Origin of the sequence: Bradyrhizobium genosp. A (assembly GCF_049949275.1) — a bacterium.
GTDB lineage: Bacteria > Pseudomonadota > Alphaproteobacteria > Rhizobiales > Xanthobacteraceae > Bradyrhizobium.
In genome coordinates this window covers 5,050,874-5,064,145 of record NZ_CP188196.1, presented here as the reverse complement: position 1 = coordinate 5,064,145, position 13,272 = coordinate 5,050,874, and the positions used below count along the sequence as shown (strand labels likewise).

The 13,272-nt window shown below is 62.8% G+C and carries 11 protein-coding genes; 5 read left to right on the top strand and 6 right to left on the bottom strand.

What is annotated here, in order from left to right; all coding sequences use genetic code 11:
- The first annotated feature begins 10 nt into the window (after positions 1–10).
- The 4 genes from ACP2YP_RS23580 (at position 11) to ACP2YP_RS23565 (ending at position 3,369) form a co-directional block, all read left to right on the top strand.
- On the top strand, positions 11–1,681 hold the full coding sequence (locus ACP2YP_RS23580) for a DUF3300 domain-containing protein (protein ID WP_426426242.1): 1,671 nt from the start codon (positions 11–13) through the stop codon (positions 1,679–1,681).
- Positions 1,678–2,592: a DUF2950 domain-containing protein gene (locus ACP2YP_RS23575; protein WP_426418721.1), complete on the top strand. Its 915-nt coding sequence runs from the start codon at positions 1,678–1,680 to the stop codon at positions 2,590–2,592. The genes ACP2YP_RS23580 and ACP2YP_RS23575 overlap by 4 nt, the downstream gene beginning before the upstream one ends.
- Entirely contained in the window at positions 2,576–3,043 is a 468-nt protein-coding gene (locus ACP2YP_RS23570) for a hypothetical protein (RefSeq protein WP_426418720.1), read from the top strand. Before ACP2YP_RS23575 ends, ACP2YP_RS23570 begins: the two co-directional genes overlap by 17 nt.
- 92 nt (positions 3,044–3,135) lie before the next feature.
- Positions 3,136–3,369 carry a hypothetical protein gene (locus ACP2YP_RS23565; protein ID WP_426426240.1) on the top strand — a complete coding sequence of 78 codons (234 nt, stop codon included), beginning with the start codon at positions 3,136–3,138 and terminating at the stop codon, positions 3,367–3,369.
- 334 nt (positions 3,370–3,703) lie between these two features.
- Here the strand turns inward: ACP2YP_RS23565 and ACP2YP_RS23560 are convergent, their stop codons facing one another.
- Genes ACP2YP_RS23560 through ACP2YP_RS23550 form a run of 3 tightly spaced genes read right to left on the bottom strand, consistent with a single transcriptional unit; the run spans position 3,704 to position 7,012 of the window.
- Entirely contained in the window at positions 3,704–4,084 is a 381-nt protein-coding gene (locus ACP2YP_RS23560) for a hypothetical protein (protein ID WP_426418719.1), read from the bottom strand.
- A gap of 52 nt (positions 4,085–4,136) precedes the next feature.
- Complete coding sequence (locus ACP2YP_RS23555; RefSeq protein WP_426418718.1) at positions 4,137–5,738, bottom strand: DHA2 family efflux MFS transporter permease subunit; 1,602 nt, start codon at positions 5,736–5,738, stop codon at positions 4,137–4,139.
- Entirely contained in the window at positions 5,735–7,012 is a 1,278-nt protein-coding gene (locus tag ACP2YP_RS23550) for an HlyD family secretion protein (RefSeq protein WP_426418717.1), read from the bottom strand. The genes ACP2YP_RS23555 and ACP2YP_RS23550 overlap by 4 nt, the downstream gene beginning before the upstream one ends.
- Positions 7,013–7,214: 202 nt before the next feature.
- Here ACP2YP_RS23550 and ACP2YP_RS23545 point away from each other — a divergent pair, with 202 nt between their 5' ends.
- Positions 7,215–7,919 carry a TetR/AcrR family transcriptional regulator gene (locus ACP2YP_RS23545; RefSeq protein WP_426418716.1) on the top strand — a complete coding sequence of 235 codons (705 nt, stop codon included), beginning with the start codon at positions 7,215–7,217 and terminating at the stop codon, positions 7,917–7,919.
- A 372-nt stretch (positions 7,920–8,291) separates the two neighbouring features.
- Here ACP2YP_RS23545 and ACP2YP_RS23540 read toward each other — a convergent pair whose 3' ends face one another.
- Genes ACP2YP_RS23540 through ACP2YP_RS23530 form a run of 3 tightly spaced genes read right to left on the bottom strand, consistent with a single transcriptional unit; the run spans position 8,292 to position 13,269 of the window.
- Positions 8,292–8,966, bottom strand: coding sequence for a hypothetical protein (locus ACP2YP_RS23540; RefSeq protein WP_426418715.1), 675 nt, complete (start codon positions 8,964–8,966; stop codon positions 8,292–8,294).
- A complete protein-coding gene (locus tag ACP2YP_RS23535) occupies positions 8,963–12,082 on the bottom strand; it encodes an efflux RND transporter permease subunit (protein WP_426418714.1) in 3,120 nt (1,039 codons plus the stop codon). The genes ACP2YP_RS23540 and ACP2YP_RS23535 overlap by 4 nt, the downstream gene beginning before the upstream one ends.
- Positions 12,079–13,269 (bottom strand): efflux RND transporter periplasmic adaptor subunit, encoded by a 1,191-nt coding sequence (locus ACP2YP_RS23530; RefSeq protein ID WP_426418713.1) that lies wholly within the window; start codon positions 13,267–13,269, stop codon positions 12,079–12,081. Before ACP2YP_RS23530 ends, ACP2YP_RS23535 begins: the two co-directional genes overlap by 4 nt.
- Positions 13,270–13,272: the final 3 nt, after the last annotated feature.

The following is a 13,272-nucleotide window of genomic DNA, read 5'->3' as shown; positions in this document are numbered from 1 at the left end:
GGAGGGCATGATGCGTCATTGCGGCAAGATCCTGGTTCCGCTCCTGCTGCTGATGGCATTTGGGGGACCTGCGTTGGCTCAAACAGCGGGCAGCCCGGCAACGCCCGCCCCGCAGGCGCAGCCGGCAAGCCAGCCCGCACCGACCGCGGAACTGTTGAAGCCTGAGCAAATCGAGGCGCTGGTGGCGCCGATCGCGCTTTATCCCGACGAGCTCCTCGCCAACTTGCTGGCCGCCTCGACTTATCCGCTGGAGGTCGTGCAGGCCGACCGCTGGCTGAAGGAGCGCAAGACCCTGAAGGGCGACGCGCTGAAAACCCAGGTCGACAAGCAGTCCTGGGACGACAGCGTCAAGGCACTCGCGAGCACCCCGGAGGTTCTGACCATGATGAGCGACAAGCTCGAATGGACCCAGAAACTCGGCGATGCCTTTCTCGCGCAGCAGCCGGACGTGATGGACGCGATTCAGCGCCTGCGGACCAAGGCCTACGACAACAAGAAGCTGGTGACGACCAAGCAGCAGAAGGTGAGCGTTCAGACGCAGGAGAACAAGCAGGTGGTCGTCATCGAGCCGGCCGAGCCCGGGACGATGTATGTGCCGTATTACGAGCCGGCGACCGTCTACGGCGCCTGGCCCTATGCCGAATATCCGCCGTACTATTTTGGCTACCCGTCTTATATCGGTGCCGGCATGGTCGCAGCCGGCCTCGCCTTTGGCACGGCCTGGGCTATCGGACGCTGGGGCAACTATTGGGGCGGCGGCTGCAACTGGGGCAACCGCAACGTCTACGTCAACCATCGCACCACTAACATCGGAAATGGCTGGCAGCATAATCCGGCCCATCGCCAGGGCGTGCGCTACAACAACACCAACGTCCAGCAGCGCTTCGGCAACAATAATCTGAAGGCCGGTGCAGCGGACCGGATGGATTTCCGCGGCCGCGACGGACAACAGGTCCTGCGCCCTGATCAGGGCGCCAGAGATCGCGCCGGCGACCGTGCGGGAGATCGCGCCGGCGATCGTGCCAGCGCAAGCACGCGTGACCGGCCCGGCGGCGGCGACCGTGCGGGTGCCGCGGACCGGGCCAAGGGCGGCGGTGATCGTGCCAAGGGCGGTGGTGCAAAGGGTGGTGGCGATCGGGCCAAGGGCGGCGGCGATCGCGCGAAGTCCGCCAATCGCGGCGGCGCCGGTGCAGGCAATCGCGCGGCGGCGGCCAACCGAGGTGGTGGCGGCGGCAACCGTGGCGGCGCCATGAACGTGTCGTCGGGCCGGGCGGCTTCTGCGGCGTCCGCGCGCGGGCGATCCAGCATGGCGAGCATGCCGCGCGGCGGCGGCGGTGGCGGCATCTCTGCCGGAGGTGGTGGCTTCCGGGGCGGTGGAGGGGGCCGCGGTGGCGGTGGCGGCGGCGGTGGCCGACGTTCGGATATCGCGCTGAAGCACGACATTGTGCTGCTTGGCCATCTCGCCAACGGCATCGGCTATTACCGCTTCAGCTATATCGGCAGCGAGAAAGCCTATGTCGGCGTCATGGCGCAGGAGGTCGAGCGCGTGAAGCCGGACGCGGTGACCCGCGGCAGCGACGGTTTTCTTCGCGTCTATTACGAGAAGCTTGGCCTGACATTCGGCACCTACGGTGACTGGCTCGCCGGCGGTGCGAAAATTCCCGCGGAGGTGCGACCGTGATCAGTCTGACATCGCTTCATCGCGCAGCCCTGCCGGCCATCCTGGCGCTGATGCTGCTGAGTTCGGCATCGCAGGCGCAGCAATCCTTTTCCTCACCGGAGGATGCCGCGGCAGCGCTCGCCGCGGCCGTCAAGAGCGGACCGAACGACATCCTGAAGGTCCTCGGTGCCGCGGCCGATGATATCGTCTCGTCCGGCGACGAGGTCGCCGACGCCGACATACGGCAACGCTTCACCTCGATGTACGATAGCAAGCATTCCATCAAGGCGGAGGGCAACAAGAAGGCCACCCTGATGCTGGGCCCGGACGACTTCCCGTTCCCGATTCCGCTCGTCAACACCAAGACCGGCTGGGAGTTCGACACCGACGAGGGGCGCATCGAGGTGCTTTATCGTCGTATCGGTCGCAATGAGCTGGACGCGATCCAGACGGCGCTCGCCTTCGTCGATGCAGAGAACGAATATGCCGAGAAGGATCGCGGCGAGGGCGTGGGCGTTTATGCTCAACGCATCGTCTCCAGCCCGGGCAAGAAGGACGGTTTGTTCTGGCGCGACGATCGTGATCCGAGCCCGCTCGGCGAGTTGGCGGCGCAGGCGTCAAGCGAAGGCTACAAGACCGAAGCGCAGGGCGCGCCCTACCACGGTTATTATTTTCGGATCCTCAGGGGGCAGGGATCCAACGCTCCCGGCGGCGCCCTCGACTATGTCGTCAAAGGCAAGATGATCGGTGGCTATGGCTTGATCGCGTATCCAGCCGAGTACGGCAATTCGGGCGTCATGACCTTCGTGGTCAATCACGGTGGCACGGTTTATCAGAAGGATCTCGGTCCCCGCACGGAAAGCATCGCGAGCCGGCTGACCGTGTTCAATCCGGACCAGACCTGGAAGAAGGTCGATGCCGCAAAACAATGAGAGCATGACGGCGGCGCGGCGTTCGGCGATGGCCCGCCTGGCAGCGATGGTGCTGATCACGCTGCTTGCGCCGGTGACGCCGTCGCTCGCCCAGGCCGCCGGCCACGTCCGGGTCAAGATCGTCAAGGCGGGCCTGCTGGTCGGCGGCGGCGCCGGCAGCGGCGTGCTCACCTGGCGTGGCCACAAATATCCGTTCAGCGTTTCCGGGGTAAGCCTCGGCATCACCGCCGGCGCAACGCTCGGGCGGCTTGACGGATGGGCCTCCGGCATTCGCGAAGTCGGCGATTTCGCCGGTACCTACAGCTCCGTCGGCGGCGGCTTCGCCCTGGTCGGCGGCGTCAACGGCGCCCACTTGCGCAACGAGAAAGGCGTGACGATCGTGCTGCAGGGCGCCAAGGCGGGACTGGAAGTCGCCGCCAATCTCAGCGCGATCACGATCTCATTGAAATGAGCAAGCCCGGCAGCTTCCAGCTGGAGGGTGAGAGAGACGCATGTCACGCACTGTTTCTCGGGCGCCGATGGCACGCTCTCTTTCTCGCTGGAATGTCGATCATTGTAACGCCTGCTGCAACGGCCCTGCCGCTCACTCCCTTTCGGTATGAAGCGCAGGCGCAGCGTCACTGTCCGGACGACACGGTCGTTTGGCTCGACTTCAGCAAGGAGCGTTACTACCTCAAGCGCCAGAAGCGCTACGCGCAAAGCAGTACGGGCAGCTTCGTTTGCCGGGGGGAAGCGCGCGCCAGCGGATTCCGGCGCTCCATGGTTGGAATAAGATAGCCTTGTGCCATCTCTCTTTCCACGATTGCGTGCCAAGAAAAGGAGCTCGCAAAAGGCCCCTTTGGGCTTGATAGGCACCTTACAATGGCTTCGCCAGAGCACTTTTCTTCCTCTATGGTCGTCAATTCTTCGATCAAACTTCACATCTCTAGGACAATCCAGAACGCCGACCGCGCCGCCGTCCTGCAACACCAAGGCCACGCGCTCGAAAGGAAGAGGACGTCGTGCCGCTGCGAGGTCCGGCTTGGTCTGAACATTCATTCTCGTTGTACGTATCGCTGACAGGTGCGCGCGCTAGCCGGCGCATGAGCGGCGCGCGTGCCTGATCGTCCTCTCAATGTCGACGCGCTTCGCCGACGGTCACGTCAGTATTGACCGGCCGTGACCCAGACTTCGCATGGGGGTCGTTGGGATTAATATTCGGGCTCGCATCGTCGCGCGCCATTTCCAGACAGGTTAGCAGCTCAACATAGCTTGCGAAGCCGCCGGTCGTCGTGGTGACCATGCAAGTCTTCTGGTCGGCGCCTGCGAACTGCGCCCACTCCGCTTTGAGCTGAGCAAGCGCCGCCGTTTCGTCTCTCGAGCACTGCTCGACATTGGCGGCCGACCCGCCCTCATAGCGGCACTCTCTTGCGATGTTGAATGTCGGCACCGTGTCGGAGACGGGGATGGGCGATAGCGTTGCCAGAATTGCGATGGGTAGATGAAGTAACATGTTAGGCTCCTTTGTTAGACTAGAGGCAGAGAAGAAAGCGATGAGGTCAATCTCAATGGCCCATGTGGACAGGACCGCCGAGCTTGACCTTGCGCAGGGCAAGCGCGAGCGGCACGGCGGAAAGCGAGATCAGCATCAGCACCCAGAACGCGTCCATGTAAGCAAGGAATGACGCCTGCGCCTGCACCTGCTGTCCGATCCATTGAATGGCCTGACCATGTGCCTGCGCCAGCGAACTGCCATGGGCCGTGAAGTAGTTCGTGATCTGTTGCAGTGTGTCCTGGTACGTTGTGCTCGACGGGAACACCTGCTCGACAAGTCGGCTCTGGTGGAACTGCGCGCGATGCGTCAACACGTTGGAGACGATCGAGACGCCGATCGAACTTCCGGTGTTGCGCGCGGCGTTGATCAAGGCAGAGGCCTGGTCGGTCTTGGACGGCTCAATGCCGTCGTAAGATACGGCCATGATCGGCACAAAGATCAGCGGCAGGCCGACACCGAGCAGCATGCGCGAGCGCGCCATGAACCAGAAGCCGAGATCGGCGTACACGTTGGTCATGCCGTACATGGAAAGCGCGATAAGCACCGCGCCTGCGACGATGAGATATTTGGGCTGGACCTTGGCTGCTACACGGCCGACCACGAACATCATCACCATCGTGACCAGCCCGCCCGGCGAGAGCAGGAGGCCGGCCAAGGTGGCGGTGTAGCCGAAATCCTGCTGCACCAGTTGCGGCAAGAATTGCGTGGTCGCGAGCAGGATCGCGCCGGTCGTCAGCATGACCAGGAAGCAGGCGCCGAACTGGCGGCTTGCCACCATGCGCAGGTCGATGATCGGATTGGCGCGGGTCAACCCCCACGGAATCATCAGCACGAACGCCAGACCCGAGATCAGCGCAAACGTGACGATGAAAGGTGAACCAAACCAATCGTCCTCCAGACCGCGGTCCAGCACGACCTCCAGCGCGCCGAGGAAGGTCGCGATCAGGATGAAGCCGACGACGTCGAATCCGTTCCCTTGCTGCGACTGGCTATCCGCATGCACGGTTCTGGGCTCACGCAGGACCAGCGAGATCAGCGCCATCGCGATCACGCCAACCGGCACGTTGATCAGAAAGCACCACTGCCAGGAGATGTTGTCCGACAACCAGCCGCCGAGCGTGGGTCCCACCACCGGCGCCACGACAACGGCGACGCCGAACAGCGCAAAGGCCTGGCCGCGCTTTGCCGGCGGGAACAAGTCCGCCAGGATCGACTGGGCGACCGGCACCATGCCGCCGCCACCAACGCCCTGCATGATACGGAACAGCAACAGCGCGTTCAGATTCGGGGCAAGTCCGCTAAGCAACGAGCTCAAGGTGAACAAGCCAAGACAGATCAGGAAGAAGGTCTTGCGGCCAAGCCTTCGCGCCAGATAGCTGGAGGCCGTCAGGATGATCGCATTGGCGACCAGATAGGTGGTGACCACCCAGGACGCTTCGTCCTCGCTCACCCCCATGCCGCCCGCAATGTAGGGCAACGCCACGTTCGCGATCGTTGTGTCAAGTACCTCCATAAAACTCGCGAGCGCGACCAGGATGGCGATCAGCCAGGGATTCACACCGGCACCGCCCGCCGCGGCTGGAGCATCGGTTTGGATGACGGCATTGCTCACAGGTACGTCCTCAGCTTCTCAACCAGCGACGGGGTGGAGTCGACGCGCACGGTCGGGACCACCGACATGCCTGGGCCCAGCGCGACGTCGGCTGGTGGATTGTCCATGACGATCTTCACGGGCACGCGCTGGACGATCTTGACGTAGTTGCCGGTGGCATTCTGAGCCGGAAGCAGCGAGAACGCGGTGCCCGACCCGGGCTGAACGCTCTCGACATGACCGCGGATTTTGCGTTCCGGATAGGCGTCGATCGCGAGCGTCACCGGATCGCCGGGTCGCATGTGGTCGAGTTGAATCTCCTTGAAGTTCGCGGTGACCCAGATCTGATCCGGCACAAAAATCGTCAGGCTGGTGCCGGGCTGGGCAAATTGACCGACTGCGGCGCTCAGGTTGACGACGCGCCCCGGCTGCGCTGCCGTCACCGTCGTGTAGGACAGGTTGAGCTCAGCCTGGTCGCGCTGCGCTTCAGCTTGCTGCAGACTTGCAACGGCGCTGTTGCGCTGAGCCTTCAGCGCCTCGACTTGCCGCTGCGCCAGCTTCAGGGTTGCCCGTGCGCTCGCCAGTGCGGCCTGCTGCTGGTGGAGCTGCGAAGTATATTGCTGTTCGTTCTGAACGGTGCCGTAGCCGGTTTGCCCAAGGTGTTCGTACCGCGCCGCCTGCTGCTCGGCAAACACCAGCGCGGCCTGCGCCTGCTCCACCTGCGCCTGGTTGGCGGCGATCTGCGCCTGCTGCACGTCGAGCTGTGCGTCGATGTTCTCGATGCTGGCGTGCGCGGCCGCGACTTGTGCCGCGGCCTGCGCAAGCGCCGTGCGATAGTCACGGTCATCGATGCGGGCGATCACGTCACCGGCTTTGACATGCTCGTTATCGGTGACGGGGACGGCGGTCAGGTAACCGGACACTTTGGGGGCGAGCGAGGATTGCCGCGCGGCGATGAAGGCATCATCGGTGGACTGAAAGTGTCTGGCGTTGTCCAGGTAGAGATAGCCACCGCCCAAGGCAGAGGCGAGGAGCATCGCACCGATGGCGGAGACAATAGGGCGGCGACGCATGAAGCCGGCCCTGTGCCCTTTGCCCTGTGTCTGAGCTGTTTCCGCCCGAACGGGCGAGGCATGCGTTTTGGCAGCCGGACTTTCGTGCGGGGAGGGAGCCCGCGCCGGGACATCGTGCGTGTCCGACTTGGTATCGGACTCGTGCGAGATCGGGACGAGCTGTGGGCGTTCGACATCCGCGAGCACCACTTCATCCCGTTCCAAAACATTGTCTTCGAACATGATTGCCGCTCCTGCGTCAGCGCGAGACCGCAACAGGCCTCATTTAATAGAAACGAAACCGTTCCGTTTCGATATGTGAGATAGGCCGACCCGACTGGCCCGTCAATATGAACGAAACGGTTTCGTTCTATTTACAAGTGGATGTGATGTGCGTAGATTGAGATACTCCGCCGACCGGCGGTACGGAACCTGATCAATCGCGATGAAAACCAGCACTTTGAAGAAGATACCGGCGGCGAAGGCAAAGCGTGCCGCCGTGCGTTTCGGTCGCCCCCCGAAAGAGCTTGCCGGTGAGGTTGACACGCGCATCCTCGATGCGGCGCGCAAGGTCTTTCTGGAGCGCGGATATGAGGGCGCGAGCATCGACGAGATCGCCGAGGTCGCACGCGCTGGAAAGCCGACGATCTATGCCCGTTTCAGCGACAAGCGGGCGCTGTTCACCGCCGTAGTGACGCGGGACATCCTGTCTCGCATCACGGAATTCAAGGCTGAGGTGCCGACCGGCGCAACAATCGAGGAGCGCCTCACGGGTGCCGCGATCACTCTGCTGCACTGGGGTTTCGACAGCGATAGGATCGCGCTGATGCGGCTGGCTATAGCGGAAGCGCGTCGGTTCCCCGATCTGGCCGCGACCGTCAGCCGGGCGGCGCGTGATCTCAGCACTGAACTTGGAGTACGGTTGCTGGGCGAGCTGACTCAATCGGACGAACTCGGCTCACTGCCGGCCTTCGCCCCGGAGCGCCTCGCAAAGACGGCGCGGTTCTTCCTTGACCTCGTCGCTGTGCCCATTCTGCTTCGGGCGCTGTTTGAGGTGAACCTCAAGGTGCTGGATCCAGAGATCGACGCCCACGTGGCGCGCAGCGTTGCCCTTTTTCTTGCGGCCTGCAGGAACGGCGGCGTGAGTTGAGTCTCCAAACCATCGCCACGGCACGTCTTTCTACTCTGGGGCCGTCGACGCTCGATCAAAGCATCACAGCTTTAGGCGAGCCCAGGGCCGCCGCGTTATTCTCAGCATAGATGGTTCAGGTTATCGGCCTCATGTCGGTGGGCATGCAGCGAACAACCGCTAGTCGCCCCAGAACCCCGCGCTCTGGTCTCGATTCTAGACGTATCGGAAGCAGGAGCTGATCGCATATTTTCGATCGAGGATAGGATCTGCCGAAACGGCAAGACGTCGGTATCAGCCGCCGCGGGTCGAAGGCGTGGCCAGGTAACTCATTGGATGCAGCGCTTGACCGGCGACTTGGCTACTCCTGCATTCTTGCGTGCATCGTTCGATTCATTTGAGAACGACGTGTCCTGCCAGCGCGGCCACGGTCCCTAACAGGACGAAAGCCGGCCAGAACAATATCGAGCGCGGCACGCGCGTACATGAATGGACCCCGGCGGTCGCCGCGATGCCAAGCGCGATCACGGCGAGCGCCAGGCGCTCCGACGGCCGGCCGGGATCGATGATCCAGTCCGCGCATGCGCTGGCGACGGTTTGGGCCAGCATTGCCGTGGTCCAGAAGAAGCCGCGGACGTTGGTACCATCCGTCGGACTTGGCAGGTTTCCCGTGAGGCGATAACTGATCACAAACGAGAAGACGAGCAAGATGGCAATGAGCAGAATCGCGCCGCTGTCGCCGATTCCCATCGAGATGTCCGTTGCCTCTGCGAGCACTGCCCCCAAGACACTCAGCAAGACTGCGGCGGACCAAAACATCATCCGCTGAAGCCGCCGGGTCGTTCCCTGCAACACCGACATCGCAAGGAAGCACAGCATCAGCGCGACGATCACTCTTCCCGAGCGATGAAGGAAGATATGATTGAGTGCATGGCCCGCGATCTCGCCAGCCATGGCCGCGAGAAGCCAGGTGGTCCAAAAAATGGCCGAGACTTCCGGAGCGATGCTCATGCGGACGGACGGCGTGCCATTCCGGGCCCTCGTGCCATCCCTTGTCTTGCTGTTCATCCTGCAAGCTCCGGTTTGACCGCGGGAAGGGGCGAGCGATGCGTCGTGCGTTTACGTGCGAACCAGTCGCTGACATTCTGGAGGTAGATGTAGACCACTGGCGTTGTGAACAGCGTCAATAGCTGGGAAACGATCAGGCCGCCGACGATCGCGAAGCCGAGCGGTTGCCTCAACTCCGATCCGGTCCCCGTGCCTATCATCAGCGGCACGCCTCCGAGCATCGCGCACATGGTCGTCATCAGGATCGGACGGAATCTGACCTTGCAGGCCTCCAACGCGGACTGTTCCGCCGAAAGTCCCCTATGGCGCTCAGCCTCGAGCGCGAAATCGATCAGCATGATGCCGTTCTTTTGCACGAGGCCGATCAGGAGAACGATCCCGATCAGCCCGATGACGTCGAGCCCGAAGCCGAAAGTCCAGAGCGTCATGAGCGCACCGAGCCCGGCGGACGGTAGCGTCGACAGGATCGTGACAGGATGGATCGTGCTTTCGTAGAGCATGCCGAGGATCAGATAGACCGCGACAATCGCAGCCAGGATCAGGACGGGCGTGGAGGCGAGCGCGGACTGGAAAGCCTGGGCGTTGCCCTGGAAGCTGGTCGCGATGGTCGCAGGCATATGCAACGCGGCCGTTTCCTGCTGCACAGCGGCGACCGCTGTGCCGACAGCCGTGCCGGGCGATAGATTGAAACTCAGCGTGACCGACGGAAACTGGTTCTGATGGTTCACCGCCAGTGCCGCCGACCCATATTCGATGGTCGTGAACTGACCGAGCGGCACCAACGATCCGTTCGACGAGTGAACGTAGATGCGGTTCAGCGCATATGGGCCGGACTGGAACGACGGATCGACCTCGAGGATCACGTAGTAGGTGTTCAATGTGGTGAAGAGCTGGGCGACGTGACGCTGGCCGAACGCATCATACAGCGTATTGTCCACCGCCGCCGGATCGATACCGAGGCGGGAGGCGGCATCGCGGTCGATCTTGAGCTTGAGTTGACGCGCGGCATCGGCCTGGTCGCTGGCGACGTCGGCGAGCTCCGGCCGCTTTTTTAGGTTCTCGAACAGCTTGCCGGCCCAGCTGTTCAGCTCGTCCTGGTTCACATCTGTGAGCGTGAACTGATACTGGGTCTTGGACAGGCGGCTGGCAAGGTTGATGTCCTGCGTCGCCTGCATGAACACGGCGATCCCCTGGAGCTTGGCGAGTTTGGTATCGAGCTGCCGGATCACCTCGTCGGCGCTGAACTGGCGCTCGTTCCGCGGCTTCAACAGCACGAACAGGCGGCCGTTATTCTCGGTCACGGTAGGTCCGCCCGGGCCGATATAACCCGTGGCGTTGGCGACCGAAGGATCCTTCGCAATCACGTCGATCACGCTCCGCTGCAGCTCCGCCATCTCTGTCGGTGAGACGTCGGCCGACGATTCCGTGATGCCGGTGATCATGCCGGTGTCCTGCTGGGGAAAGAACCCTTTCGGAATGCCGGCGAACAGCACGCCGGTTGCGACAACGCTCGCGAGCATGACTGCCAGCGTCGCGAGCTTGAAGCGCAATGCAACCGACAGTACAGTTTCGTAGCCGCGCTGGATCGCCACGAATCCGCGCTCCAGCGTCTGCGACACCACCCCCGCACCTGCGCCGTGGTCGGAAAGCAGGTAGGCGCACATCGTCGGTGTCAACGTCACAGACACGATGACGGAGACTGCGATCGCAACGCACACGGTGACCGCGAACTCCTGAAACATCCGTCCGATCACGCCACCCATCAGGAGCAGCGGAATGAACACCGCAACCAGCGACACCGAAATCGATATGATGGTGAACGCAATCTCGCCGGCGCCCTTCAGCGCGGCCTGCAGCGGCGACAGTCCCTCTTCGATGTGCCGCGAGATATTCTCGATCATGACGATCGCATCGTCGACGACGAAGCCGACCGCGATCGAAAGACCCATCAGCGACAGATTGTCGAGGCTGTAGTTCAAGAGATACATCACGCCGAACGTGCCGATCAGCGAGATCGGCACCGAAATCGCGGGAATGACGGTCGCCCAGAAATTGCGAAGGAACAGGAAGATGACGCCGACCACGAGTGCGATGGTGAGAAGCAGCGTGAACTGCACGTCGGAAACACTGGCGCGGATCGTCTGCGTCCGGTCCGATGCGATCGTGACCTTGACATCCGAGGGCAGGCCCGCGATCAGTTGTGGCAGCAGCTTCTTGATGGCGTCCACCGTGCTGATCACGTTGGCGCCCGGCTGGCGCTGAATGGCGAGGACCACCGCCGGCTTGTCGTTGTACCAGCCGTGCAGCGTCACGTCCTCCGCTGCGACTTCGGCATGGCCGATGTCACGCAGCCGCACCGGCGCGCCGTTCCGATAGGCAATGATCAGATCTTCATAGCCCTTGGCGGTCAGCACTTGGTCATTGGTCGCGAGCGTGTAGGCCTGTTCATTGCCGTAGAGTACGCCCTTGGGCTGGTTGACGGTGACGTTGCCGAGTGTCGAGCGCAATTGTTCGAGATCGATGCCGGCCGCGGCAAGCTTTGCCGGATTGACCTGGACGCGGATCGAGGGCTTTTGCATGCCGCCGATCGTGACCAATGACACGCCCGGCACCTGCGACAGTTTTTGCGCCAGGATGCTGTCGGCATAGTCGTCGACCTTGGTGAGCGGTTCGGTGTCCGATGTCAGGGCGATCAGGAGCACCGGCACGTCGGCCGGATTGATCTTCCGGAAGATCGGCGGCGACGGCATGGTTTTCGGCAATTGGCCGGCCGCCGCATTGATCGCGGCCTGCACGTCCTGCGCGGCCGCGTCAGTGCTGCGGTTCAGCGCGAATTGCAGGGTGATCTCGGTGTTGCCGAAGCCGCTCGACGAGGTCATGGCGGTCAGGCCCGCGATCTGCCCGAACTGGCGCTCCAACGGCGTGGCGACCGACGAGCCCATGGTTTGCGGATCGGCGCCGGGCAGTTGCGCGGTAACCTGGATCGTCGGTGTGTCCACCGTCGGCAGGGCCGAAACGGGCAACCGGAAAAAGGCTACCAGACCGATCAACGTGATGCCGATCGCGAGGAAGACCGTGGCGACGGGTTTGCGAATGAAGCCTTGGGAGATGCTCATGGCAGCATACCTGCGCTTGCGGTGGTGGCGTTCTGAACGATGTCCTTGCGATTATCGGGTACGACTTCGACCGATGTCCCGGGGGTCAGCCGATACTGACCGGCGGTGACAATTGTTTCGTCTCCGGACAGGCCCTGATCGATCAGAACTTTGTCTTCGCGCGACTGGCCGGCCTTGATCTCGCGCGCGCTCACGATATGGTTCGCATCGACGACGTAGACGAAGGTGCCGCTTGGTCCCTGCTGAACGGCCGTCAGCGGCACGGTTACCGCATCATGGCGGATCGCGATGGTGAGATGGATGTTGACGAACGATCCCGGCCAAAGGCTTTTCCCTTCGTTCGGGAAGGACGCCTTCAGCCGCACCGTGCCGGTGGATGCGTCCACCTGATTGTCGATCAGCATCAGGCTGCCATGGTCGAGCTTGTGCGTGTTGGCCGCGTCATAGGCGTCGACTGACGCCTCGCCGGACGCGATCGCCTTCTGCACGTCGGGAATATCAGTCGAGGGCAGGGTGAAGATGATCGAGATCGGCTTGAGTTGCGTGAGGATCACGAGCCCGGTCGCGTCGGTTGGATGCACGATATTGCCGGGATCGATGTGACGAATGCCGGTGATCCCGTCGAAGGGCGCGGTGATCGTGGTGTAGCTCAATTGAGTTTGCGCAGCCTCGAGCGCCGCCTTGTCGAGTGCGACCGTGCCTTGGCCCTGCGCCACCTGGGAATCCTGAGTATCAAGCAACTGCTGGGTAGCAAATCCGCGCGCGGCAAGTGGTTGCGTCCGCGCCAGGTTGACTTGAGAGTTCTTCAAGCCCGCCTGATCGCGAGCGAGGGCGGCCTCCGCCTGGTCGACCTGCGCCTCGAACACGCGCGGATCGATTTTCGCCAGCACATCGCCGCGTTTCACGTCCTGCCCCTCGACGAAATCGACGCTGTCGAGCGTCCCCTGGACCTGGGTGTGGATGGTCGCTGTGTTGATGGGCGTCACAGTGCCGAGCCCTTCGAGCACGATGGGCACGTCGCCCTTGTGCGCACGCGCAGCCGTCACTGGAACGGGCGGTGCGGCAGTGGATGTCGCCTTGGGCTCAGCCGCATGGCTTGGCGCGGGGTCGTGCAGGAAATACCCGCCGGTTCCAAGCCCGATCAGGAGGACCGTGCCGGCGAGGAGAACAGTCTTTCTGGACGGCATCGC